Source organism: candidate division WOR-3 bacterium, from assembly GCA_026418155.1.
Lineage (GTDB): Bacteria > Hydrothermota > Tepidihabitantia > Tepidihabitantales > CAIPLT01 > JAOABV01.
The window spans coordinates 20791-45065 of sequence record JAOABV010000006.1; the positions used below are offsets into that span (position 1 = coordinate 20791).

Sequence of the window (24275 nt, forward strand, 5' to 3'; positions counted from 1 at the left end):
TATTATGTACTACCTTAAAGCGAATAATAGTTGACTATTGATTTTACTCAGTTATACTGATATTAAAAAATTAAGTTACTATGGTTTTTATTTTGCAAAGAGGTAAATTATGATTTTGATAGATAGAATAATCAATAAATATTTTGTGCTGGGCATAATCGTGTTATTCGGATTTTATTATGTGTTGGCAAATGATATGAGTTCAAGAACTAAAGAGTTAGATATTGAAACCGGTATTGTTTTTAGTGGATATAATGATGTGCAAATTCCCAGGTCAACTGGAACTCGTTTTTCGCTTTCCCAGCAACTTAAAATTAACCCAGAGGTTTTTATACGAGCAAGATTCAATTTTGTTGTTAACCCTAAGCATACAGTATCAGCCTTGATTGCTCCGCTTCGACTGAAAGCAACTGGTTCGGTTGATTTTCCGCTAAGATTTCAAGACACGGTTTTCCCTGCTGGTATAACACTTAATGCGGTCTATCGTTTCAATTCGTATCGTCTAACCTATCGTTATAATTTCGTTAATAAAAGCAACTTCATCTTAGGCGTGGGTTTGACGGCCAAAATTAGAGATGCTGAGATTAGTCTCGCAAGTCATAATATTAAGTCGAAAAAGACGAATATTGGCTTTGTGCCGCTAATTAATTTCCAAATGCAATATTGGCTTAAAGAGAAATTTAATTTACTTTTAGATGGCGATGCCCTTGCTGTAGCACAGGGGCGGGCTGAAGATATTTTCATTGGTGGCACATATAAGGTCTCGGATAATCTGAGAATAAAATTAGGTTATCGGGTAATCGAAGGTGGTGCGGATGTCGAGGAAGTCTATAACTTTGCATGGCTTAATTACGGTATCCTTGGCATAATGTTAAAAATCTAATGATAGGTTGAATTCTTAAATTTCTTAAAAAGATTTTGAGTAAATGGCAAAAGTTTTAGTTACCGGAGCCAACGGGTTTATTGGCAGTCATATTGTAGAAGGATTGTTAGAGAAAAAATATCAAGTGCGAGCTTTGGTAAGAAAAAGCGCAAATTTGCAGTGGATAAAAGACCTGCCGATTGAGATTTTTTATGGTGCGATTAGTAATTATACAGACCTACTCAAAGCAGTTACTGACATTGACTTTGTTATTCACTGTGCAGGAGCGACAAAAGGAATTACAGAAAAAGATTATACAACAGCAAATGTTATTGGCACCCAGAATCTATTAAAAGCCTGTCTGGAATATAATCAGACGCTTAAGCGGTTTATATTTATCTCGACCATTTCCGCGGTAGGACCGTCGCCAACTCATTGGCCGATCACTGAAACTAAAACTTGCACTCCCGTCAGTATCTATGGAAAGACGAAGTTACAAGCCGAGTCTGAGGTGTTGGCGATAAAAGACATAGTTCCCTCCGTAATTCTTCGTCTCTGTGCAATATACGGACCACGAGACCATGAAATGCTTGCTTTTTTTAAGTTTCTTAATATGGGCATTTGTCCTGTTTTCGGTGGTTTGGTTTCGATGTGTTATGTAAAAGATGTTGTTTCAGCAACAATGTTATGTTTAGAAAAAGAGATTTTGTCAGGAACGATATATCATATCTCGGACGGTAAATGTTATAATGTTATTGATGTTGCGAAAGTTATAGAAACGATACTGGGCAAAAAGGCCATTAAAATAAAAGTTCCCAACGCGATGCTTAAACTCTATGCCGATATAATTAATTTCTTTAGACCTAATTCTACGGTGCTAAATTCTGATAAGATTAAAGAACTTATTCAACCATGTTGGGTTTGTGATATTGATAAAATAAAGACTGAGATTGGATTTATGCCACAATATAGTTTAGAGCAAGGATTAAAAGAGACGATTCAATGGTATAAAGAACATCATTGGCTCTGAGAATAAATTGGAAAGTGTAACAGTGATTGTTGTCGAAATTATTTAAAACAAAATGAATCGTACTGAACAACTTCAGAAGTTAGAGGAGATTTTAAGAAAAAAATCAGTCCGCTTAATTTATGATGTGATTAAAAGTGAAGGCGGTCTATGCCGAGTCAAAAACCAATATTATCTGATTGTCAACCGTAATTTGACCTTAGAGCAAAAAATTGCTCTTTTATCTAAAAGTTTATTAATTTTAGAGAACAATACAAAATCTTCATTCTCGGGCTCTCAATAAAAATCCCAATAGGTTATTTCTCTACTGCTATTATTAGTAAATAAGATAGAGTGTTTTTTTCCCTTTTTAGATGTGATATAATTGAAAGAATTTTTATTCGAAATGCAAAACTATTACGATACGCCCCTAATTTCGGGTGAGAATTTAATAATTAAAAAATATTCTTGTTTTCTTGGATGAACTTTATAGGTGTCTTAATAGTTTAGATAGACTATCACGATGTTAGGCGTATATTTAAAAATTAGTAAATGGGTATGATTTTTTGATGAACTTTATTGGTGTTTTAATAGTTGAGTTAGGCTATCACGATGTTAGGCGTATATTTAAAAATTAGTAATAGGCATGATTTTTTGATGAACTTTATTGGTGTTTTAATAGTTGAGTTAGGCTATCACGATGTTGGGCATATAAAGAAAAATATTCAGGTTTTACTGGTTCGGCTCGAGGCGGAATTATTTTTAATGGATTAACCCATTGTCCATTGCGCAAGATTTCAAAATGAAGATGCGGTCCGGTGGCTAACCCGGTTGCACCAACATAACCAATAACTTGCCCTTGGTAGACTTTTTTGCCAGTTCTTATGCCGGCACCAAAACCACTTAGATGGCCATAGCGTGATTTGAATCTTTGAGCATGAGCAATCTCGATTAATCGACCATAACCTTGTTTCCAACCAGCAAAAGTAATCGTGCCATCGCCAATCGCAGATACAGGAGTTCCTTGGGGCGCAACATAATCAACACCGTGATGGGGACGGACAATTCTTAAAATCGGATGATATCTTCTTTTACTAAAAAAAGAACTGACGCGAGAATAGCGCAAAGGTGATTTTAAGAATGCTTTGCGCAAAGATTTACCTTCTTTGTCATAATAGTCTTTATTTCCTTTGGGGTCAATAAAATAAAATCCATAGAAATCGCCAATTCTTCCTTTATACCTTACTGCTTTTATTTGTCCATATGCAACGCATAACGAATCAACATATTTTTTTTCTACTAATACAAAGAAAGAATCACCGGTCTGGGTTTCTGTAAAAAAATCGATTTCCCAGGATAATATATCTGCATAATCAGATACCAGTTCTGCAGTTTCTCCTTGGTTAAGCATTGACTCGTATAATGACGAGGATATCGCACCTTTTACTAATTTAGGTTCGGTTTGGACATTGATATACGCCATTGCAACCGAAGGGGTGTCATTTTGTAGGCGGATGAGATAAATGTTAGCATAATTTTTCTTATACTCGATTTTTATTAAAGTATCGTTCTGATAAAAAAACTTAAAAGTATCTGTGGTTCTAATGCTTTTGAATGGAAAGTTTATCAGTGAAAGCGATTTCATTATTTTTTCATTAGTTGATGGCAAGATTCCTACGCGGTTTAAGAGTGTGCTTAGAACTTCACCGGACTTAATTGTGTAATTTTGTATAGCAATTTTAGGCTTTACTGGCTTATGGGTGGGCTTTTGACTGCAACTCCCAATTATCAATGATAAGGCTAAAAGTGATTGGTAAAAAACAATGCGCGTGATACGAACAATGAATGACATCATTAAGGCGTTAACCGGTATCGGTCGCGGGGAAATAGACTTGCTTCGCGAATATTTTTAAGATTTAAAATCTGTTGAGTTAATCGTTCAGTGCCGATAGCAAGTCCACCATGGGGTGGCATACCGAATTTAAAAATCTCAAGATAAAATTCAAAATTTTCTGGGTTTAATCCAAATTTTTTCATATTTTCCACAAGCATATAATAATTATGGATACGTTGACTTCCAGTCGTTACTTCCAAACCTTTATACAGCAAATCAAACCCTCGAGTTAAACCGTTTTCCGCAGGCATTGTGTAGAATGGCCTGGCTTCAGCGGGATAATGAGTGATATAGATAAAATCAGAATTAAATTCTTTTTTCGCGTAGTCACAAATCAATCGTTCTGCTTCGGGGTCTAAATCACCTTCTGATGCCATCTGCTTATGATACTTGTCTTTAAGAATTTTTATTGCTTCAGATAATCTTAATTGGGGAATGTCGTTGATTTCGGGTAATTCGGCGTTGTGTAATTTTAGTTCTTCGGCGCAGTTTTTGCGCAAAGACTCAAAAATATACTTCAAGAGTCTGATTTCTTGATTTATTACATCTTGTTCCGAATCGATAAATCCCATTTCAAAATCGAGACTAAGATATTCATTAATATGGCGAGAGGTCGCATGGTCTTCAGCGCGATAGACAAAACCGATCTCAAAGACTCGTTCATAGCCAGCGCCGACCAGCATCTGCTTATAAAATTGTGGGCTTTGGGCTAAATATGCCTTTTGTTCAAAATACTGAATCGGAAAAAGATTAGTTCCACCTTCAGTGCCCGCAGAAATTATTTTAGAAGTATGGATTTGGAGAAATCCATCATTGCGCAGAAAATCAGCAAATGCCCGAACAATTTCGGCTTGGATGCGAAAGATACTTCCTAATTCCGGATTTCTTAAACTAAAAGGTCGATGGTCAAGAATTGTGTCTATCTTTACATTAGTTAATTCTGTTGCGCGGTTGACCTCAAATGGTAAAGGAGCAATACATTTTTCAATTACTTCGATGCTGGTTACTTCAACTTCATAGCCACCAGGGGCTTGTTTTTCAACTTTGGGTTTACCATAGATAGTGACGACGCTTTCTCGTTCAATATCAGAAATATCGATTTTCGGGTCTAAAACAATCGTTTGAACAATTCCGGTTCGGTCTCGCAACAATATAAAATTGATTTTTCCTAAAGCGCGGATTTGATGAACCCAGCCTTTAAGCATTATGGTTTCACCAATATGATTTTTGACTTCGTTGGCAAGCGTTCGCTTCATAATTTTTATATTATAGTATTATATAGTATTAATTGACTTTTCAATCACTATCTGGGCTCCACAGTCAGCGGTTTGTGGTTTCCTAATTGGGCGATTGCTATTTTTGAAAAAAGATTTAATCATTATTTAATATCCTATTTAAATTTTTTAAGATGTCAACAAAAAGTATTAGCAACTTCTAAAAGATAAATTTTTATTTTCCGCAAACATCCGTAAAACCGACTTCATTCTGATTAACAAAAGTCTATTTACCCCGGTCAGGTTTGAATATAACACTATATAATTAAACATTTTTTGTGTCCTATCGCCCGTTTTCCAATGCTCACACGGTAGCGTCACGAATTTGGGTAAATTCTTTTTCTTCCACAAAGGCTTAACTAACTATAACTCTTGACTTTTTATTTTTATTGATGATAATAGTTTTTATGACATCTTCAATTAAATACGATGACCGAGGAAGTCTCCATTCATCTAATCCTAATAAATTAAAGGCATTAACAGATGCAGATTTTATTGACCTTAAATATGTTGACCTTTTAGGAAAATTAAGACATCTTACTTTTCCCATATCCTATCTGAGGATTGCTAAAGAAAAAGGTGTCGGGTTTGATAGTTCTTCTTTAAGAGGCTTTAAGCGAACGGAACGGAGTGATTTAATCTTAGTGCCAGACGAAACTTCGTCTTTTGTTGACCCCCTTTTTTCTGCAAAGACCTTATCATTTTTTGCTAATATCTATTATCCCTACAAGTTCCGAGACGAGACAAAAGCTGCTAATTATGCTATGCGCCAACGATATGAAAAAGACTCAAGATGGATTTTACAAAAAGCGGTTGATTTAATTAAGAATGAAATGAAAGTAGATAGAATTTTATTCTTACCGGAACTTGAGTTTTATGTCTTTACCCATATTTCGGCAATAAGTGGTGGAAATCGAATTGGTGAACAGTTCATCTGGGAGGAACAATTTTCTGACCTGAAATCAAAATCTTATCTTAGTGTTCTTCAAGAGGCAGTGGCAATTTATAGTGATGAGCGAACTTCAGGCATAACCGGTTCTTATCATCAGGCACCACCGGCTGATGTTTATGCTGAAGACCGTAATCAATTAGTCAAAATGCTTGAAGGTTGTGGCGTGAAGGTAAAATATCACCATCATGAAGGTGGTGAATTTGGTCAGTCCGAGATTGAAATAATTTATAATGAACCGTTGTCAACAGCGGACAACATTGTAATTGCTAAATACATCATAAAAAATTATTTTTATCGACTGAATAAATTTGCAACCTTTATGCCGAAACCACTTAAAAATCGCCATGGTTCAGGACTGCATTTTCATCATATTCTGGAGCGAGAGGAAAAATCTCTATTCAAAGGTAGAAACGGAAGTCTTTCTCAATTGGGCGAGAATTATATTAAGGGCATTTTGTCGCATCTGGCTTCACTTTGTGCTTTTTGTAATCCCACAACTAATTCGTATAAACGATTAACTGGCGGTTTTGAAACTCCCCGTGCGCCAACCGTGGGGTTTGCGGACCGAACTTCAGCAATAAGAATACCGGGCTATGCGGAAGATTTTCCCATTGAATATCGGGTGAGTGATGCTACTTGTAATCCCTATTTAGCCTTAGCTGCTTTGCTTTTAGCCGGTCTGGATGGAGTGAGAAATAAAGGAAATTTAAAATTTAGTAGAATTCCAAGTTCTTTAAAATTTGCCGTGGATGCCTTAAAAAATGATTCCGCATATTTGACCCGCGATGAAGTCTTTCCTCAAGAAGTCATCGAGTTTTGGATTGAAACCAAATCCGAGGAAGCCCAAGAGATTAACCTGACACCCAGTCCCATTGAATTCGTTTATTATTTTGATTTGTAAGAATGTTCCCATTATTTTGATTTATAAAAGCGTTCTCAAGGAAGAAGATTTTTTAATCTCTTCTGAGTTTTCTTTATATGCTATCTTTTCTTAAACCGGCTTACCGCGATATCATCGATATTCTTGTTGTTGCGGTTGTCTTCTTCTATTTTTTAAGGTTTCTTAAAGGCACACGGGCTTTAAGAATGTTTTATGCATTGATTATTATTCTGGTGCTTTCGGTGGTTGTGCGCTGGCTTGATTTTAAGGCGCTGGGCCTAATTGTTGATTCATTAAAGACAGTCTGGGTGGTTATTTTTGTTATTTTATTTCAGCCAGAAATTAGAAATGCTCTGGCTCGATTCGGTCGGACCCGGGCTTTTCGGTTTTTGCTTAAGCCAGTATCAGATAAAGAGATAATAGAAGAAATTCTTAGTGCTTGCGCAATTTTAAAAGAACGGAAGTATGGTGCGCTAATTGTGATTGAACGCCAAATCGGGTTAAAAGATTTTATTGAAACCGGCACAAAGATTGAAGCAAGAGTTTCTTCTCCCCTCCTTATTTCTATCTTTAATCCAACTTCACCATTGCATGATGGCGCTTGTATTATTTCTGGTGACCAGATAATTGCGGCATCTTGCACATTACCTTTAAGCGAACCCGGTGCTGGTCTTTTTTCCAAAGGTGTTTTTTGGGGAATGCGGCATCGGGCAGGAATTGGGATTACCAATGTCTCAGATGCAGTGTCAATTATTGTTTCAGGCCAAACCGGTAATATTTCGTTTGCGGAAAAAGGCAGAATTGATTCTGACTTGACAATTACCCAACTTCAAGATAAACTATCAAAAACAATTAGTAAATAGTAAATGATGATAAATTACTACAAAAGTAAAAACAGATTTTTGGTTCGTTAATTTTATTTTATGAAACCAAGATTAGTTAAATTAATTGTTAGTCTCGGTATTTTCGTAGTCGTTTTAGGGGTTTATCTCTATTCGATTGCACCGACAGCTTCATTTTGGGATTGTGGCGAACTTATTGCTTGTTCTTATATTCTTGGAGTTCCCCATCCACCGGGCACACCGTTATTTGTAATGTTGGGAAGAATTTTCTCATTAATTCCTATTGCTCGGGAATATGCTTTTCGAGTGAATTTCTTAACTGCGCTTTTTGGAGCAATTTCCTGTGTTTTAGTTTATCTTGTTATTTTCAAACTTATTTCTTTACAGAAAGCGGGTCAGATGCTTCGTCAGAGGATACCATATTTACCCCATATTGCCGGCATTGCCGGTGCAATCGGATTAGCCTTTGCTTATTCTTTCTGGGATAATTGTGTTGAAACCGAAGTATATACCCCTTGTGTCGTTGCGGCATTATTAGTAATTTATTTGGAATTACTGTGGCGGGATAAGGTTGAAGCCGGTGTCGGTGATAACCGAATAGTATTATTTGCAATTTATCTTTTATTCTTATCTGCCGGTATTCACTTTACGCCGTTAATGCTACTTTTTCCATTAATCATCTTTGCATTTATTGTTGACCGCAAATCTGTCCTACAACTTCACATTATTGAATTAATCGTGCTTTTTTTGATTATAGTAGCCATTGCAGGTTTAGACTTAATTGACTATTTTGTATTATTCTTAGCCTCACCAACTGTCTCGGTCATTCAAATATTACGAACCAATTTCTTATTGTTCATTGTCTTTGTAGCGGTCTATGCCGGTTATCTTTACTATCTTCACACTCGCAAAAAACTTGACAGTCGGTATGTGTTTTGGGGTTTAATATTTATCTTTCTTGCCGGCACGGTTCAATTTTATCTTATTGTCCGGGCTAAGCAAGAGCCATCAATTAATGAAGTCAATCCGCAAAAATGGGAAGATTTTGTCAGTGTGCTGAAACGGGAACAATACGACCCAATGAAACTCTATCCGCGCAAAACTCAGTTTTTAACGGAAAACGATTATCGAAATTATCCCAATAGTTATCCGGCTTATGGTTTAGTTAGAGCCTACTTTGAGCAGATAAAATTTTATGTGCGGTATTTGCTCTGGCAATGGGGCAATGAAAGATATTTTGACATCTTTTATCGAATTCGCTGGCAGGCACTAATTGGCATTATTCCTATTATTCTTGGATTTTACGGTATGTGGGACCATTTTCGAAAAGACCGCAAGTCCTGGTGGTTGATCTTTTTATGCTTTTTAGTAGCATCTTTAGGCTTGATTACTTATCTTAATCTGAAATATTCGCCATCAGACCCAAGAGAACATCTAAAATATCGTGAAGTCCGAGAGCGTGATTACTTTTTTGCTTTCTCATTTGTCTTCTTTACCATTTTTATTGGACTGGGATTTAATGCCTTGCTTAATTATTTAATTCCCAAATTAAAATTCCATAGGATTTATACTAAAGCGGTTGCGGGATTATGCGTTGTCTTTATGTTTATTCCAATGTTCTTTAATTATGGTACGGTTACGCGTCGGGGAAATTGGATTCCAGCAGAATACGGCTATAATATGTTAATCTCGTGTCAGGGAGAGAAGAGTATTCTCTTTACGAATGGTGATAACGATACCTTTCCTCTTTGGTTTGTGCAAGAAGTGCCGAACCGCATTGCTAATTATGACCCGAAATTTGGTAAAAATGTCGCAGTTGCCAATCTTTCGCTATTAAATACTAACTGGTATGTCAAACAACTTAAAAAATGGGGTGCGCCGATTTCGTTCTCTTTAGAGGAAATTGACCGATTGCCTCAAGGCTTTATGGGTGAAGGTAGAAGAACTTTTCTTTTGAAAGATATCATGCTTCGAGATATTATTGCGACTAATGCCGGCATTAAACTCAAATGGCCTGAGGATTATGCTTCGTCAGCCGAAAAATTTATGGCCAAGGTGATGGACAATTATAAAGAAGGCGTGATGCCCATTTATTTTGCGACAACTGTTGACCGGGCAGAAAATCTCAAAGATGTTGAGCCATATCTGCGTTTAGAAGGTATGGTTAACCGCGTTACCAATGTTAAATCGGCCAATCAAATCGATGTCGCCCGAACCGAGTATCTGGTAAATGAAGTTTACAAAATGAATAGTATGCTTGACCCCAAAGTGGTAAAAGATGAAAATACCAAAGGTCTCTTCTTAAACTATATTGCTAACTATGCGGCATTGGCACAAGAATATCAAAGAATGGGCAACTTAGATTTAGCCATTGCTACCTTGAGCAAGACCTTAAAATTTGATATTGAACCGCAAAGAAAAGTTCCCATCTATTATAACCTTTCGGTATTTTCGATGTTAAAACAAGATTATAATAATGCGCTTGCCTTTTTAGATTCTGTAGAAAGACAAGGCATTTCAGACCCAGATTTAATGCTCAGAAGAGGGTGGATATATCAGAGTCAGGGCAATTATTCTTTAGCCGAGCAGTCTTATCAAAAGGCAAGGACTATAGCACCCAATCAACCCGAACCAGTGCAAAGTTTAGTTAGTTTATATACAGAAAATTTGCGCGATACGGCAAAAGCAATTGCAGTATTACAAGATTGGTTGACGCGTAATCCCAAAGATGCGACCGCACAACAAATCTTACAGTCCTTAATGCCTAAAACCCCAACCCTTCCTAAATCAAAGTAATCAAAGATCATTAAGTCGTTAGCCATTAGTCATTAGTTTTTGGTAAAGAATTTTTGCTGTGGAATTCTCTTGACCATCTCAGCGTGACATATTATGTTAGTGTTAAGTTTTGAGTTCAGAGTTTTCCAAAATGCATGAGTTCACGATAACGCAGTCAATCCTAAATCAAGTTTTAACTACGGCGCAAAAGCATAAGGCTAAAAGAATCAATAAAATCAAACTCCAAATCGGCGAAGGTTCAGCAATAATACCAGAGTGTGTAAGGTTCTATTTTGACCAGATAAAAATCGGCACCATTGCAGAAAATGCCATCTTAGATTTTGAAAAGATTCCTGTCAAAGTTCAGTGTCCTCAATGTAAAAAAGAATTTTTAGGACTGGAAATTACCTGCAATTGCCAAAAGGGTGTAGAAGTTGTCTCGGGCCAAGAGATGATTATTGAATATATTGATATTGAGTAATAAGAAAATAATATAATCCAATATAAATCTTACTACCATCTAAAAAGTTATACATATAGTTTAATAAAAAATTGACCATTTTTTTCATTTAAGTCTTTGAAACAAAATGTGATATTCAAAAATAGGTATAACTGGATGGTATGATTCCCTCCGCTGAGGGGTATGTTTTGAAGGTTATGGAAAAGGTTTTCTTAAAGCGCGCCTCAAACCATTTTTAGCACCTTGGCTAATACCGCATTTCTTAAACCATCAGTAAAAGCAGCTATGCGTAGGTTCATTAAAGTGGCTTAAAGCACATTTTCCCGATTGCCTAATAGGTCGTGGTTACCGAGATGAAAATGCGTCTCATTGCGCAAAGCAGGTGCTTTATTCAGAAAAATTTTATTATCGTAGTTATAAAATTCTCATCAGAAACTTTTTAATTGCAGTAAGGTTTTTAACAAGGTCGAATTACTTATGTCAAAATAACATTCAGTAAAGTTTTTTGGTCTTTTGTTGTTATGCTTTTTATTATGCGTCAATGTGAGTCAGCCCAGGTATTTTCAGTTTCATCGCTTTCTTTTATTGTTATACTTTTACTAAGTGTCAATATCTTTGAATACCGATTAAAAAGCACACGGAAAAGGTCAATTTTTTGATTGAATAGGTTGAACTGGCTAAATATTTTGCTTATTTTTTTCTGTGACACTTTTCCAGCACGGTCTTTAAGTGATTATTGACAATTGCTAAATCCTAAATATAATAGTATATTGCTATAAATCAGTAATGATTTATAATTTTAGCAGGAAAGGCGGAATTAGTAGTTTGGCAACAGGTAAAATAAAGTGGTTTGATGAAAAAAAAGGCTTTGGCTTTATCGAAGCAGAAGACGGTAGTGGCGATATTTTTGTGCATTACAGCGATATCGTTGGTGAAGGTTATAGAACCCTTCGAGAAGGCGAAAGAGTTCAATACGAAGTAGAAAATACGCCCAAAGGTAGAAAAGCGGTTAAAGTATCCAAACAGTAAGATTTTTATCTAAGGTGCGGGATTAATTTCTCCAGCACCAAAATTATATTTATCCATCTTACACCAAAAGATGGATATTTCCTAACCGAACATTTTTAAGACCACAACTCTGGGCAATTTTTAATGCCTGTTCTGCTTGGCTTTTGGTAGTTATCGGCATATCAGAAAAATAGAAACAAGGATAAAAAGCCAAAAGTATCCACGGAATATTTTTGTCAATATTAGCAATAAATTGAGCAATCTGGGAAATTTCAATCTGGTCAATGTAACCAGGAATTAATAAGGTCGAGATAATAAGGAGTGGAGGTTTGGGTCTTCGGTAAATATATTTGGCGACTTTTTTAATATTTTTTAGTGTTTGTTTATTGGAAACACCACATAAAGCATAATTTAATGCTTCATTATAGGCTTTAAGGTCAAATTTAATACAACCACCGCTGTTTAATGATAAATCAATTATGCGATTTAATAAGGTTTCAGTCATAGCACCATTAGTTTCCCAACAAATGGGAAGAGGTCTTGGAATTTGCGTCAAAATTTGTTCAGATACCTTGATAGCAAAAGGTAGATTAGGTCCTGGGTCACCACCAAAAAAACAGAGGCAAAAGGTTTTATTATCTACCGCATCTACTAATTCTTGAAAACTAATCATTCGGGTTGGTTTTTCTCGATAATGCCAGTTTTGGCAGAAGAGACAGTTAAAATTACACGAGCAGAAAAAAACCGCTAAGTTTTTATAACCATATGTCGAATTAGGTAAATAGGCATATGGGGCAGAATCTGAAATATTAGCCGAGCAAAATCCTTCAGCAACACAATTAGTCGGTAGTGGGTCATAATACCACTGAAGATAAGTAAAATCTTTTGATGCACCAACTAAATTACCGCTTATATTCTTATATATATTACAATAACCCGTTTCAGCCTCACCGAGAATACATTGATTAATACATTGACCACATTTTAAGCCTCCTTTGGTTCGAGATGGTCTTAATGGTAAATTGAATTTGATGCGACTTCTTTGATGAATCAAATCAATCTTATCTTTTATTTTTAGGAAATGCGTTCTAATACAATCAACACAAAAACTTAAATATTGAGAAATAACCGGCGAGTTTTTTTGGCAGAGTTGGCATTGTGCCATATATAAATGGTAAAACAAAAATCTATGTTCTGTCAATTGTAATCTCCCAAGCACTTTAAGAAATCGTCACGATTGTAAAGGAACGAAAATCCGTAATGTCAACCAACGACAATTTATAGAAGAGTCTTTTTTTGTGTTTTGCCGTGAAATTCTGCGGCGTCTGTTAGTTTTTCTTTTTTGGGCTAAAATTCGCTTCATCTTGGTTAGACTTGTTGGCGCTTAGTATAACAATGATGTTTTGCAATCTATATTAATAAAGACTTTAGTGAAATCCTTATAGTATAACACTGATATTTTGCAATTTATATTAAAAGACTTTTGAAGTCCTCAAAAAAACACTTGACTAATTTTGAATTTTCAGTATACTAATCGATTATTGCCAATTTTGGTGATATGTTAAAATTATGTTAAAGAAACAAGAAAAGATTAGAATTAAACTAAAAGCCTACGACCATCGGATTTTAGACCAGTCGGCAAAGGATATTGTTGATGTTGCCCGGCGCACTGGTGCCTTGGTCTCAGGACCAATTCCTTTGCCCACAGAACGCAGTCTTTTTACAGTATTACGTTCACCGCATGTGGATAAAAAGTCGCGAGAACAGTTTGAATTAAGAGTGCATAAACGACTGATTGAAATCTCAAATGCAACACGCGAGATGGTCGATGCTTTGATGAAGTTAGAAGTGCCGGCTGGCGTTGAAGTGGAGATTAAATCGGCATGATTGGTTTAATTGGTCGAAAAGTTAGGATGTCACAATTGTTTTCTGATGCGGGAAAGGTGATTCCCGTGACAATTGTTAAAGCCGGTCCTTGCTTTGTAGTCCAAAAAAAGACCAAAGAAAAAGACGGCTATGATGCCTTACAATTAGGTTTTGAACCAAAACCCAAGGCCAATAAACCAATCACCGGCCATTTTAAGAAGAGTAATTTAGAACCGATGAAGGTTCTGAGAGAGATTCGATTAACTGATAATGAGATTGAAAAGTATGCAGTTGGTCAAGAATTACGAGTAGATGTTTTTAGTGAAGGTGATTTAGTATCTGTAACTGGTTTAACCAAAGGTCGTGGTTTTGCTGGTGGGATGAAGCGATGGGGTTGGCATGGCGGACCTGCCTCGCACGGTTCAATGTCGCATCGCCGAATCGGCTCGCTCGGTTCTGGTAGTTCTCCAGGACATCCTTGGCGAGGCCGAAATTTACCTGGTCATTACGGTATGGAAAAAGTGACGATTAAAAACCTTAAGATTGTTAAAATTGATAACGAGAATAATCTTTTATATATTAAAGGCGCAATTCCTGGTTCTTCGTATACGCCTGTAATTATAAAGAAACAATGAGTAAAATAAGCGTGTTAATGGTATATATTAAAGGCGCAATTTCTGGTTCTTCGTATATGCCTGTAATTGTAAAGAAACAATGAGTGAAATATTATCTTTAATGGTAGAAACTATTATTAAAGGCATAATTTCTAGTTTTTCTCATATGCCTGGAATTGTAAAAAAACAATGAGTGAAATAAGCGTGTTAATGTCATACACAATCAAAAGGTGAAGTAAAATGTATGCTGATTTATTAGCCGTTGACGGCACAGTGAAAGATAAAATTGAGTTATCCGAACTTGTTTTTGGCCAAGCAGATAATAATGGATTGATTTGGGAAGCAGTCTGTAATTATTTGGCTAATCAAAGACAAGGCACGGCTAAGACGAAAACTCGAGGTGAAGTTCGGGGTGGTGGTAAAAAACCCTGGGCGCAAAAACATACTGGTCGGGCTCGAGTTGGTTCGATTCGTTCACCCATTTGGGTCGGCGGCGGTATCGTTTTTGGTCCGCAACCACGAGATTATTCCTATAAAATACCGAAAAAGAAAAAGAGAAAAGCAATGTGTGTTGCTTTGTCGATGAGACTGAGACAACAAGGAATCAAATTTGTTGAAGATTTTGAACTGGAAAGTCATAAAACTAAAGAGATGTTAAAAATACTTAAAAATTTAGGATTAAATTCTGGCAAAACCATTTTTGTTAATGATACGTTTTCACAAAATATGATTTTGGCAAGTAGAAATATTCAGAATCTGGAATTAGTTTCAGCTCAGGATTTAAATATTTATGATTGTGTTGTTGCAGATAATCTGGCATTCACTCAAAAAGGGCTCTTGGCATTACAGAAGCGTTTAGTTAAAGAGGAAGCGTAAACTATGATTGACCCGACCAAAGTAATTATTCGACCGATTGTAACAGAAAAATCGGAACGATTGAAGGCAGACAATAGTCAGTATGTATTTGAAGTTGGCCGAAAGTATAATAAGATTGATATTAAAAGAGCCGTGGAGGAAGTATTCCGGGTTAAAGTCGAAAAGGTTCGAGTGATGAATTATTATGGTAAACCGAAACGAATGGGTGTTTTTCAAGGTAGACGCTCCGAATGGAAAAAAGCCATTGTGACCTTAAAACCAGGACAAAAGATTGAAAGTTTGGAACGATAAAATGGATATGATTATAGGATTTATTAATGTGCACATCAAGATATTAGAAATTAATCTGGTATTAAGCAACGATTATAATCACATAAGGAAATAGTTTATGGGAATTAAAACTTATCGACCAACTCCGTTATCGAGACGATATTATACGGTCTCCACTTTTGAAGAGATTACGACAACAGAACCGTATAAACCGTTATTAGTTCCAGCACCGAAGAAAGGTGGCAGAAATAATCTGGGTCGAATTACTGCAAAATATCGCGGTGGCGGCGAAAAGCGACATTATCGGATAATTGATTTTAAGCGGGATAAACATAATATTGAAGCCACAGTCAAAACAATCGAATACGACCCAAATCGTTCGGCACGGATTGCTTTGGTGTGTTATAAAGATGGTGAATACCGATATATTTTGGCACCAGAAGGCTTAAAAGTGGGGGATACAATTATGTCTGGAGAATCAGCACCGATTAAACCCGGTAATGCGATGCCGTTATCCGCAATTCCGGTCGGAGTAGAAATTCATAACCTGCAACTCTATCCTAACTATAATTCGTATTTAGTTCGTAGTGCTGGAACTGCTGCCCAGATATTAGCCAAAGAAGGAAATTATGCAGTAATTAAATTGCCTTCTTCGGAAATTAGAAAGTTTTCTTTAGATTGTTATGCCACGATTGGCAGAGTATCTAATCTTGACCATAAAGAGATTTCGATTGGTAAAGCCGGACGTTCTCGTCACCGTGGCATTCGACCGCGGGTGCGAGCAGTGGCAATGAATCCAGTCGACCATCCGATGGGTGGCGGTGAAGGAAAATCATCAGGTGGTAGACATCCCTGTTCGGAAAAAGGATTAATTGCGAAAGGTAAAAAGACCCGCAAAAGCAAAAAACATTCATCAAAACTTATCCTCCAGAGGAGAAAATAATGGGACGCTCAACGAAAAAAGGACCATATATTGATGAGAAACTACTGAAGAAAATCAAAGAGATTACGGAACGCGGAGAAAGAAAAGTTATTAAGACCTATGCCCGCAGGTCACAGATTCCACCCGAATTTGTCGGTCATACCATTGCCGTGCATAATGGAAATCGATTTATTCCGGTTTATATTACCGAAAGAATGGTAGGTCATCGTTTAGGTGAGTTTGCACCAACGAGAACCTTCCGCGCTCATTCTGGCCAGCGACGAGAAAAGAAAGAAGAAGAGGAGAAAGAATAATGGAAGCAGTTGCTCGAGCCCGATACCAACGAGTGTCACCTAAGAAGATGAACCGAATTTTAAGATTAATTCGAAATAAACCCGTTCCCAAAGCAATGGCCATTCTGCGCTTTCTGCCGAAACCTTCCAAAACACCGATTGTTAAAACATTGAAATCAGCCGTAGCCAATGCGATGGTTATAGTGGGTAAAGCAAAATTAGAGGAAAAAGATTTGTTTGTTAAATCAGCAACTGCTGACCCCGGACCAATGATGAAACGATTCCGGGCCGGTCCCAGAGGTTCAGCCAATATGATTTTACGCAGAACCTGTCATATTAATATCACGGTTGCCACTAAAGAGGAGATTCGGTAATGGGCCAAAAGACACATCCCATTGGATTTAGATTAGGCATTACTAAAGACTGGAAATCTTCTTGGTTCAGTTCCAGAAACTATCGCGATTATCTTTTAGAAGATTTGAAGATTAGAAGATATATTGAAACAAAACTACAAGATGCAATGATTGCGAATATTAGAATCGAACGCGTGGTGGCGAAAACAACTATTACGATTTATACTGCTCGACCCGGCGTTGTCTTTGGTAAGGGTCGACAAGCATTAGATGCCCTCCGACAAGAAATAAAGCAACTTATTAACCGAGATGTCCAAATCGTGGTTGAAGCCGTTCGCGTACCAGAATTAGAAGCCAAATTAGTAGCAGAAAGCATTGCCCGGCAATTGGAACAACGCGTCGCCCACCGACGAGCAATGAAACGGGCAGTAACGCAAGCAATGCGATTAGGCGCTCAAGGTATTAAAGTTATGGTATCAGGTCGGTTAGCCGGTGCGGAAATTGCTCGCTCCCAATGGTATCAAGAAGGTCGAGTTCCCCTCCAAACCCTTAAAGCCGATATTGATTATTACTGTGCGGTCTCGAAAACGATTTACGGCACAATTGGTTGTAAAGTTTGGATTTATAAAGGCGATGTGACACCAGAAGCAAGGAGTTAAAACTATGTTGATGCCCAAACGCGTAAAGTATCGCAAACAACAACGAGGTCGTCGAAAAGGTAAAGCCACCCGGGCGAATAAGTTGGATTTTGGTGAAATTGGCTTACAGGTATTAGAGCCAGCCTGGATTACCGCACGACAAATTGAAGCTGCACGTATTGCCATCGCCAAATTCTTAAAAAAGAGCGGTAAGGTCTGGGTTAGAATCTTTCCGGATAAACCGGTTACGAAAAAACCAGCCGAAACGAGAATGGGAAAAGGCAAAGGAAATCCGGAATTTTGGGTTGCCGTGGTAAAACCAGGCAGAGTCATTTTTGAATTAGAAGGTCTGCCAGAAAATGAGGCCGCTGAAGCCTTAAGACGCGCAGCCAGTAAATTACCATGTAAAAGCCATATTATCCATCGAGAAGAGATAAGTTATGAGGCTTATTAAAGATTATACTCTGCAAGCACAGCTTAAATTAATGTGTATTATTGCCCGGAAAGATAATATTGGTGCCAATAGTAAGGAATAGATTATGAAACCTTCAGAAATTCGTAATATGACTAAAGAAGAAATTGCGCGGATGATAAAAGAACTGAAAGACGAACATTTCAAACTTAGAATGCGACGAGCAACAGAAGAACTTCCCAATCCCCTGCGTCTCAGAATGTTGCGACGAGATATTGCACGCTTAATGACAATTCTGAAAGAAAAGGAACAAGAACCGGCAAAAACTACTGCCGAAACTAAACCAAGGAAAGAATAATGGCAAAACAAGTAATGGGAAGAGTTATCAGTAATAAGATGAATAAAACTGTTGTCGTGATTGTAGAACGAAAAGTGTTGCATCCGAAATATAAAAAATATATTACTAAACGGACTAAACTTTATGCCCACGATGAGAAAAACGAGTGTAAAATTGGCGACAAAGTGCTTTTAGAATCGACCCGACCACTTTCAAAATTAAAACGGTGGCGAGTCGTAAGAATTTATGAATCAAATGCGTAAATTATTAAAGACAAGACATAAATAGTATGATACAAGATTTTACACGCTTGACTGTTGCTGATAATACAGGTGCGCGCGTCGCAATGGTTATTAAAGTATTGGGCGGTTCCAAAAGAAGATTTAGTTATGTTGGTGATGTCGTGGTCGTTACAATCAAAGACGCTTTACCGAATGCTCCAATTAAAAAAGGCGATAAAGCCCGAGCAGTAATTGTCCGCCAAAGAAAAGAATATCGACGCCCGGACGGAACTTATATTCGCTTTGATGATAATGCTTGTGTTTTGATTGATGATAAAGGCGAACCAAGAGGAACCAGAGTCTTCGGACCAGTAGCTCGGGAAGTTCGAGACCGCCAATACACTAAAATTGTTTCATTAGCCGCAGAGGTAATATGAGTATTAAAATCAAAAAAGGTGATTTAGTTGAAATTATCTCCGGTGAGTCAAAAGGCAAACGGGGAAAAATCTTAGAAGTCATTAAAGAAAAGGACCGAATAAGAGCAATCGTTGAAGGCGTCAATTTGGCGAAGAAACATAAAAGGACCATAAAAGCCAATCAACCCGGCGGTATTATCGATTTACCCAACCCCTTAGATATTTCCAAATTGGCTCTATTATGTCCCAAATGCGGCAAAATGACAAAAGTAAAAAGAGAAATAATTGAAGGTAAACGAACCAGAATCTGTAAACTTTGTGAGGAGATTATTGATTAATGGTGCCAAGATTAAAGGAACTGTATTATACTAAAATTAGAAAGAGTTTGATGGAACGATTTGGTTATAAAAATATCCATCAGGTGCCAAGGTTATTAAAAGTAGTGATTAATGTAGGGGCCGGTGAAGCGGTTGCGGACCCAAAAATATTAGAAGTTATCAGTGAAGATTTAGCGGTTATTACAGGACAGAAACCAGTTATCACGCGAGCACGAAGAGCAATTTCAGCATTTAAGTTAAGAGCCGGTTTACCGATTGGAGCTAAAGTTACCTTGCGGGGTAATCGAATGTATGAGTTTATTGACCGCTTCTTTAATTTTGCAGCACCACGGATTCGTGATTTTCGAGGTTTTTCGCCCGAATCCTTTGATGGTCGCGGCGGTTATACCTTAGGTATCTCAGAACAGATAATTTTCCCAGAGATTGAGGTCAGTAAAATTAAAAAAGTTTTCGGAATGGATATTACACTGGTGACGAATGCAAAACATGATGACGAGGCTAAAGCCTTATTAGAAGAATTAGGTATGCCGTTTCGAAAAGGAAAGTAAAATGGGAAAAAGAATAGACCAGATACTAATTTCACACCAGTTTAAGCGTAATCTCAAGAATTGGCCACAAGATATAAGTATAATTTTGGTATTAATAAAGGAGAATGAACAATAATGGCACGAAGATGTTTAATTGTTAAATCTCAGCGGGAACCTAAATTTGCGGTAAGAAAATATAATCGCTGTCAGCGGTGTTTTCGTCGTCGGGCCTACTATCGAAAATTTGGTTTATGCCGACTTTGTTTACGCGAATTGGCATTAAAAGGAGAAATTCCGGGTTTGCGCAAAGCGACTTGGTAAGCGTTAAATGGTAACAAACAAATTGCTAAACTACAACCAATTAAACGGGAGATAAGATATGGACCAAATTGCTGATATGTTAACACAAATACGTAATGCCTTAAAAGCGAAACATAAAGAAGTTAAAATTCCTTATACGAAACTAAAATATGAAATTGCCCGGATCTTGTTAGAAGAGGGTTATATCAATAATTTCACTGTTGGTGGGAGCAAGGTAAAAAAAACTATCAATATTCAATTGAAATATGGTGAAGATGGTAAACCTGCAATTTTCGGACTCAAACGAATTTCCCATCAATCACGCCGGGTTTATTGTAGTTATAAAGAAATTCCCTTAGCCATTGGGGGATTAGGCATTACCATTCTTTCTACACCCAAAGGCGTATTAACTGACCGTGAAGCGCGAAAAGAACGCGTTGGCGGCGAAGTCATCTGTCAAATTTGGTAATTAGAAAACTCGGTTAATGCCATTAGATAATGTTAGGTCCTTTCTGTAGTTGGCTTTTTTCTATTATGCATTCTCTGAGATTTTGTTTGCAGGTTGGGAATGCTTAAAATAAAAATTAGCCAAGGATGTATTGAGATTTAAATATAAAAATTAAGGAGTCGCTCTATGCAAAAATCATTTATTATTAGCCTATTAGTCCTCTTGGGTCTTTTTATTTTTAATATTAGTTGTGGTCCGAAAGAGGGCAATATAATTAAGATTGGTTTGATTGTGCCTATAACCGGTGATGTTAAGACTTTTGGCGAATCCGTGCGCAATAGTGTGCTTTTAGCCATTGAAGAAGTTAATCTTAAAGGTGGTATTAATGGTAAGCAGTTAAAAGTAATCACCGCGGATGACAAAAACGACCCCACCGAAGCAGCGAATGCTTGCAGCAAACTCATCAATCAGGATAAAGTTAAATTTATTATTGGTTCTGTGGCATCGAAATCTTCGATTCCGCTTTCTGAAATATGCCAACAAGCCAAAGTTGTTATGATAACTCCGACTTCAACCAATCCCAAAGTAACTGTCAGAGATAATGGCGAGCGTAAAGATTATATCTTTCGGGCTTGTTTTATTGACCCATTTCAGGGAACCGTCGCAGCAAAATTTGCCATCGAAAACTTAAAAGCCAAAACTTCGGCCATCCTCTACGATATTTCTAATGATTATGTTAAAGGACTGGCTGAGTTCTATAAAGATGCTTTTACTAAATTAGGTGGCAAAATATCGGTTTACGAATCTTATGGCAAAGATGATGTTGATTTTTCAGCATTATTAACTAAAGTGAAAGCAGAAAATCCTGATGTTTTGTTTATCCCAGATTATTATAATAAGGTAGGTTTAATTGTAAAGCAGGCACGGGCTTTAGGGATTAAATCAGTGTTTTTAGGCGGCGATGGCTGGGATTCACCAGAGATGACAAAAATTGCTGGCGATGCAATAAATGGGGGCTATTTTACCAATCATTATTCACCTCAAGACCCGAGACCTGAAGTTCAAGAATGGGTTCAGAAATACGAAAAGAAATATGGGGCAAAACCTGATGCTTTAGCAACACTCGGTTATGATGCAACATTATTACTTATCGAAGGGATTCGACTTGCCGGTAAAGATGACCCAGCATTAGTGCGTGATGCTCTAACCCGATTGTCAAATTTTCCCACGGTATCAGGAAATATAACTTTTGATGCATTTGGCAACCCAGTGAAAAATGCCGTGATTTTGCAATATCAGAACGGTGAACAAAAATATATTGCAACAGTCCAACCATAATTGAAATAATAGAGAACTCGTATAAGCCTCATAGTCATATTTTATTTTCATCTGGTCACTAATAAGATAGGTGCGTTTCGATATTGGAACTTAATCTAAAACAGATTAAAGTTAGTCATATAGAAAATCACCCCAGTCATCAGAATATAGTCAATACTCCAAAGGAAACTTCAAAGCCTTTTATCCTAAACAGGTGTGAACTCTTAAAAACTTATATCAGTTTTCCTGTTTAACCGAGTAAACGGAGTTGTAATCAAATTTTGGGGGAAAATTGAAAATTATAGTATTTTATGAGTATAATAAAGAAGTTCAGTCAACCTTTTGTGACTAAGATGTTTTATGAGATAATAAAGAAATATCATCAAATTTTGTGAAAAATTGGGACTATATTATTTTATTGGTATAATAGAAACAACAGCACTTATCAAACGAGCCACAGGCCTGTTTGACCGAGGGGGTAAAAGAGTAGGCGATTTTATCTGCTATCCTATTGATAATTCAGAGGTTAAATCATTCGGTCACTTAAAGGGTAATCTAACTATCTGTAGATTAGGCGGTCAGAAGGGTATGCCGGCGGGTTGCCGAGGGGTATGCCCCCCGGCCTGCCCCCTGGCTTGCCGACCGGCTTACCTACCAGATTATCGAGAAGGTCAATCAAGCCATCCGAAATGTTTAGTAACAAAAGACAGCGGGATGGAACATTAAAAATGAGCGATAAAAAATATGTTTATCTTTAATTTACCAGAATTTTCCCAAACATTGATAATATCTTATTTCTTATGACAACTACCCGCTAATATTGGCAGATATTCTGTGTGATATGATATTATGAAAGAATATTATCTTAATATGAAGAGCCTTACCAATTTTGAGCAAAATTTAAGTCAAGTCCCAATCCTTTTGATTTTGTAAAAAGTCCATTTCTTTGGACTACTCCCAGGTTGAAATTGAAGCCTTTTAGGGCAAATCTAAAATTTGTTTTAATACTGATATTTTTGAAGTCAGTTTCAAAGGTAAGTTCAGGATTAAAGAACCGCTTAACTAAGAAATCTAAATTTAAGTGTATCGAGTGCGCAATATTATCAACAAGTTTACTACGAGAAAGATAATAATAGTAGTTAGAAGAAAGAATCAAAAAATCAGTCGCTTGATAGCCGACCTGCAATAGGATTTTTGCAGGCATTCCAGTCTTAAATGGAGCAATTGGGTAGGATGTATCCTCAGAGTGAACAAAGACATTAATATCCGAGGTATCTAAATATCGTTGTAGGCTTAGTGAATCAATATCAACTTTAAGCAGCATCTGTTTTGGTTCTTGAGTCCAGTAAAATCCATTATTAAGATTAAGCATTGCTAATCCTAACATAAGATTTGTTAAGGGTTGAACTGTCATTCCGAAATCCAATGCATAACTAATATTAGAGCCAGAAGCGGTTGAGATTAATAGTTTTTCGCGAGCGATAAAAGCATCTGGTGTGGTAATTAACATTCCGTAAGCAGTGTCAGTAGCAATAATTCCTCTGCCTTTAAGTCCATGAATCCGGCACCCGATATTTAATGACTGGATTTCAGGAAGTTTTAGCAATTCAATTTCACGCTCTTTATTTATTAAAGGATAACCCAGATATAATGCCAAGTCAAAATAACCAAGCTCATTGACGGCAATATTAGATAGGTCATATGCACGATTAAGTTCGTTTCCCAGTAAAACCAATTCAAATAATTCTTTGGGAAGTCTGGCTGAGACTAATTCGTGATATTGAAAAGAAATGCCAGCCCAAGGTGTAAAAAAGGCAATTGGAAGTGCTGTTCCTGAACCATTAATCTTAAAACCAGCATTGGGCACGCTATTAAGAATTGTTCTCTTTTGAATGCTGTCCCAATCTGGGTCTTGGTTAAAATTACGATTATAACTTGAGAAAGAAATCGAATTATTGAAAATCCCAATAGCAAAGTTTAGGTATCTTAACGAATATGCCGGTTTATTCGACATCGGCCAGTATGCTGGATTGGGCTCAAGAAATCTTGAAGTCGTATAAGAAAAACCTCCGATAGAATTGGTAATCAAAATTAAAATAGTCAAACCATAAAATTTTTTGTAGAAGATGTTATTCTGATAAAGACAGAATTTCATATTATTTTCGATAGTTAAT

At 36.9% G+C, this 24275-nt stretch carries 30 protein-coding genes; 26 read left to right on the forward strand and 4 right to left on the reverse strand.

Annotated elements, in window-relative coordinates; all coding sequences use genetic code 11:
• Positions 1-109: 109 nt before the first annotated feature.
• The 3 genes from N2201_01520 to N2201_01530 are packed head-to-tail and all read left to right on the forward strand — an operon-like array spanning position 110 to position 2172.
• Entirely contained in the window at positions 110-883 is a 774-nt protein-coding gene (locus N2201_01520) for a hypothetical protein (protein ID MCX7784897.1), read from the forward strand.
• A 43-nt stretch (positions 884-926) separates the two neighbouring features.
• Positions 927-1892, forward strand: a complete 966-nt coding sequence (locus N2201_01525) for an NAD(P)-dependent oxidoreductase (GenBank protein MCX7784898.1) — start codon at positions 927-929, stop codon at positions 1890-1892.
• Positions 1893-1944: 52 nt separating this feature from the next.
• Entirely contained in the window at positions 1945-2172 is a 228-nt protein-coding gene (locus tag N2201_01530; GenBank protein MCX7784899.1) for a hypothetical protein, read from the forward strand.
• 360 nt (positions 2173-2532) lie between these two features.
• Here N2201_01530 and N2201_01535 read toward each other — a convergent pair whose 3' ends face one another.
• Entirely contained in the window at positions 2533-3723 is a 1191-nt protein-coding gene (locus N2201_01535) for a peptidoglycan DD-metalloendopeptidase family protein (GenBank protein ID MCX7784900.1), read from the reverse strand.
• Entirely contained in the window at positions 3723-5018 is a 1296-nt protein-coding gene (gene aspS, locus N2201_01540; protein ID MCX7784901.1) for an aspartate--tRNA(Asn) ligase, read from the reverse strand. The genes N2201_01535 and aspS overlap by 1 nt, the downstream gene beginning before the upstream one ends.
• A gap of 425 nt (positions 5019-5443) precedes the next feature.
• Here aspS and N2201_01545 point away from each other — a divergent pair, with 425 nt between their 5' ends.
• The 5 genes from N2201_01545 to N2201_01565 all read left to right on the forward strand — a co-directional run bounded on the left by N2201_01545 (position 5444) and on the right by N2201_01565 (position 11974).
• Complete coding sequence (locus N2201_01545) at positions 5444-6889, forward strand: glutamine synthetase beta-grasp domain-containing protein (GenBank protein ID MCX7784902.1); 1446 nt, start codon at positions 5444-5446, stop codon at positions 6887-6889.
• Positions 6890-6966: 77 nt separating this feature from the next.
• Entirely contained in the window at positions 6967-7731 is a 765-nt protein-coding gene (gene cdaA, locus N2201_01550) for a diadenylate cyclase CdaA (GenBank protein ID MCX7784903.1), read from the forward strand.
• 60 nt (positions 7732-7791) lie between these two features.
• Positions 7792-10506: a DUF2723 domain-containing protein gene (locus tag N2201_01555; GenBank protein ID MCX7784904.1), complete on the forward strand. Its 2715-nt coding sequence runs from the start codon at positions 7792-7794 to the stop codon at positions 10504-10506.
• A 130-nt stretch (positions 10507-10636) separates the two neighbouring features.
• Complete coding sequence (locus N2201_01560) at positions 10637-10966, forward strand: hydrogenase maturation nickel metallochaperone HypA (GenBank protein MCX7784905.1); 330 nt, start codon at positions 10637-10639, stop codon at positions 10964-10966.
• Between the two features lie 804 nt (positions 10967-11770).
• Positions 11771-11974 (forward strand): cold shock domain-containing protein, encoded by a 204-nt coding sequence (locus N2201_01565; GenBank protein MCX7784906.1) that lies wholly within the window; start codon positions 11771-11773, stop codon positions 11972-11974.
• 58 nt (positions 11975-12032) lie between these two features.
• Here N2201_01565 and N2201_01570 read toward each other — a convergent pair whose 3' ends face one another.
• Positions 12033-13118, reverse strand: a complete 1086-nt coding sequence (locus tag N2201_01570) for a radical SAM protein (GenBank protein MCX7784907.1) — start codon at positions 13116-13118, stop codon at positions 12033-12035.
• Between the two features lie 404 nt (positions 13119-13522).
• Between N2201_01570 and rpsJ the strand changes: the two genes are divergently transcribed.
• From rpsJ to N2201_01660, 18 genes are all read left to right on the forward strand, one after another.
• The gene (rpsJ, locus tag N2201_01575; protein ID MCX7784908.1) at positions 13523-13840 is read left to right on the forward strand and encodes a 30S ribosomal protein S10; all 318 of its coding nucleotides are present in this window, start codon (positions 13523-13525) and stop codon (positions 13838-13840) included.
• Positions 13837-14454, forward strand: coding sequence for a 50S ribosomal protein L3 (gene rplC / locus N2201_01580; protein MCX7784909.1), 618 nt, complete (start codon positions 13837-13839; stop codon positions 14452-14454). The genes rpsJ and rplC overlap by 4 nt, the downstream gene beginning before the upstream one ends.
• 219 nt (positions 14455-14673) lie before the next feature.
• Positions 14674-15309 carry a 50S ribosomal protein L4 gene (gene rplD / locus N2201_01585; protein ID MCX7784910.1) on the forward strand — a complete coding sequence of 212 codons (636 nt, stop codon included), beginning with the start codon at positions 14674-14676 and terminating at the stop codon, positions 15307-15309.
• A gap of 3 nt (positions 15310-15312) precedes the next feature.
• The gene (gene rplW, locus N2201_01590; protein MCX7784911.1) at positions 15313-15600 is read left to right on the forward strand and encodes a 50S ribosomal protein L23; all 288 of its coding nucleotides are present in this window, start codon (positions 15313-15315) and stop codon (positions 15598-15600) included.
• A gap of 97 nt (positions 15601-15697) precedes the next feature.
• Positions 15698-16522: a 50S ribosomal protein L2 gene (gene rplB, locus N2201_01595; protein MCX7784912.1), complete on the forward strand. Its 825-nt coding sequence runs from the start codon at positions 15698-15700 to the stop codon at positions 16520-16522.
• Complete coding sequence (gene rpsS, locus N2201_01600) at positions 16522-16815, forward strand: 30S ribosomal protein S19 (GenBank protein MCX7784913.1); 294 nt, start codon at positions 16522-16524, stop codon at positions 16813-16815. The genes rplB and rpsS overlap by 1 nt, the downstream gene beginning before the upstream one ends.
• Positions 16815-17168: a 50S ribosomal protein L22 gene (gene rplV / locus N2201_01605; GenBank protein MCX7784914.1), complete on the forward strand. Its 354-nt coding sequence runs from the start codon at positions 16815-16817 to the stop codon at positions 17166-17168. Before rpsS ends, rplV begins: the two co-directional genes overlap by 1 nt.
• A complete protein-coding gene (rpsC, locus tag N2201_01610) occupies positions 17168-17806 on the forward strand; it encodes a 30S ribosomal protein S3 (GenBank protein MCX7784915.1) in 639 nt (212 codons plus the stop codon). The genes rplV and rpsC overlap by 1 nt, the downstream gene beginning before the upstream one ends.
• Positions 17807-17810: 4 nt before the next feature.
• Positions 17811-18239 (forward strand): 50S ribosomal protein L16, encoded by a 429-nt coding sequence (gene rplP / locus N2201_01615; protein ID MCX7784916.1) that lies wholly within the window; start codon positions 17811-17813, stop codon positions 18237-18239.
• 85 nt (positions 18240-18324) lie between these two features.
• Positions 18325-18555, forward strand: a complete 231-nt coding sequence (gene rpmC, locus N2201_01620; protein ID MCX7784917.1) for a 50S ribosomal protein L29 — start codon at positions 18325-18327, stop codon at positions 18553-18555.
• Positions 18552-18797, forward strand: coding sequence for a 30S ribosomal protein S17 (gene rpsQ, locus N2201_01625; GenBank protein MCX7784918.1), 246 nt, complete (start codon positions 18552-18554; stop codon positions 18795-18797). Before rpmC ends, rpsQ begins: the two co-directional genes overlap by 4 nt.
• Before the next feature lie 26 nt (positions 18798-18823).
• Positions 18824-19192 (forward strand): 50S ribosomal protein L14, encoded by a 369-nt coding sequence (gene rplN / locus N2201_01630; protein MCX7784919.1) that lies wholly within the window; start codon positions 18824-18826, stop codon positions 19190-19192.
• Positions 19189-19509, forward strand: a complete 321-nt coding sequence (gene rplX, locus N2201_01635; protein ID MCX7784920.1) for a 50S ribosomal protein L24 — start codon at positions 19189-19191, stop codon at positions 19507-19509. Before rplN ends, rplX begins: the two co-directional genes overlap by 4 nt.
• 2 nt (positions 19510-19511) lie before the next feature.
• The gene (gene rplE / locus N2201_01640) at positions 19512-20057 is read left to right on the forward strand and encodes a 50S ribosomal protein L5 (protein MCX7784921.1); all 546 of its coding nucleotides are present in this window, start codon (positions 19512-19514) and stop codon (positions 20055-20057) included.
• A 114-nt stretch (positions 20058-20171) separates the two neighbouring features.
• Positions 20172-20357 (forward strand): type Z 30S ribosomal protein S14, encoded by a 186-nt coding sequence (locus N2201_01645; protein ID MCX7784922.1) that lies wholly within the window; start codon positions 20172-20174, stop codon positions 20355-20357.
• 58 nt (positions 20358-20415) lie between these two features.
• The gene (gene rpsH / locus N2201_01650; protein MCX7784923.1) at positions 20416-20805 is read left to right on the forward strand and encodes a 30S ribosomal protein S8; all 390 of its coding nucleotides are present in this window, start codon (positions 20416-20418) and stop codon (positions 20803-20805) included.
• A gap of 165 nt (positions 20806-20970) precedes the next feature.
• Entirely contained in the window at positions 20971-22122 is a 1152-nt protein-coding gene (locus tag N2201_01655; protein MCX7784924.1) for an ABC transporter substrate-binding protein, read from the forward strand.
• 378 nt (positions 22123-22500) lie between these two features.
• Positions 22501-22827: a hypothetical protein gene (locus tag N2201_01660; protein ID MCX7784925.1), complete on the forward strand. Its 327-nt coding sequence runs from the start codon at positions 22501-22503 to the stop codon at positions 22825-22827.
• A 154-nt stretch (positions 22828-22981) separates the two neighbouring features.
• Here the strand turns inward: N2201_01660 and N2201_01665 are convergent, their stop codons facing one another.
• Complete coding sequence (locus N2201_01665) at positions 22982-24190, reverse strand: hypothetical protein (protein ID MCX7784926.1); 1209 nt, start codon at positions 24188-24190, stop codon at positions 22982-22984.
• Between the last annotated feature and the right edge of the window lie 85 nt (positions 24191-24275).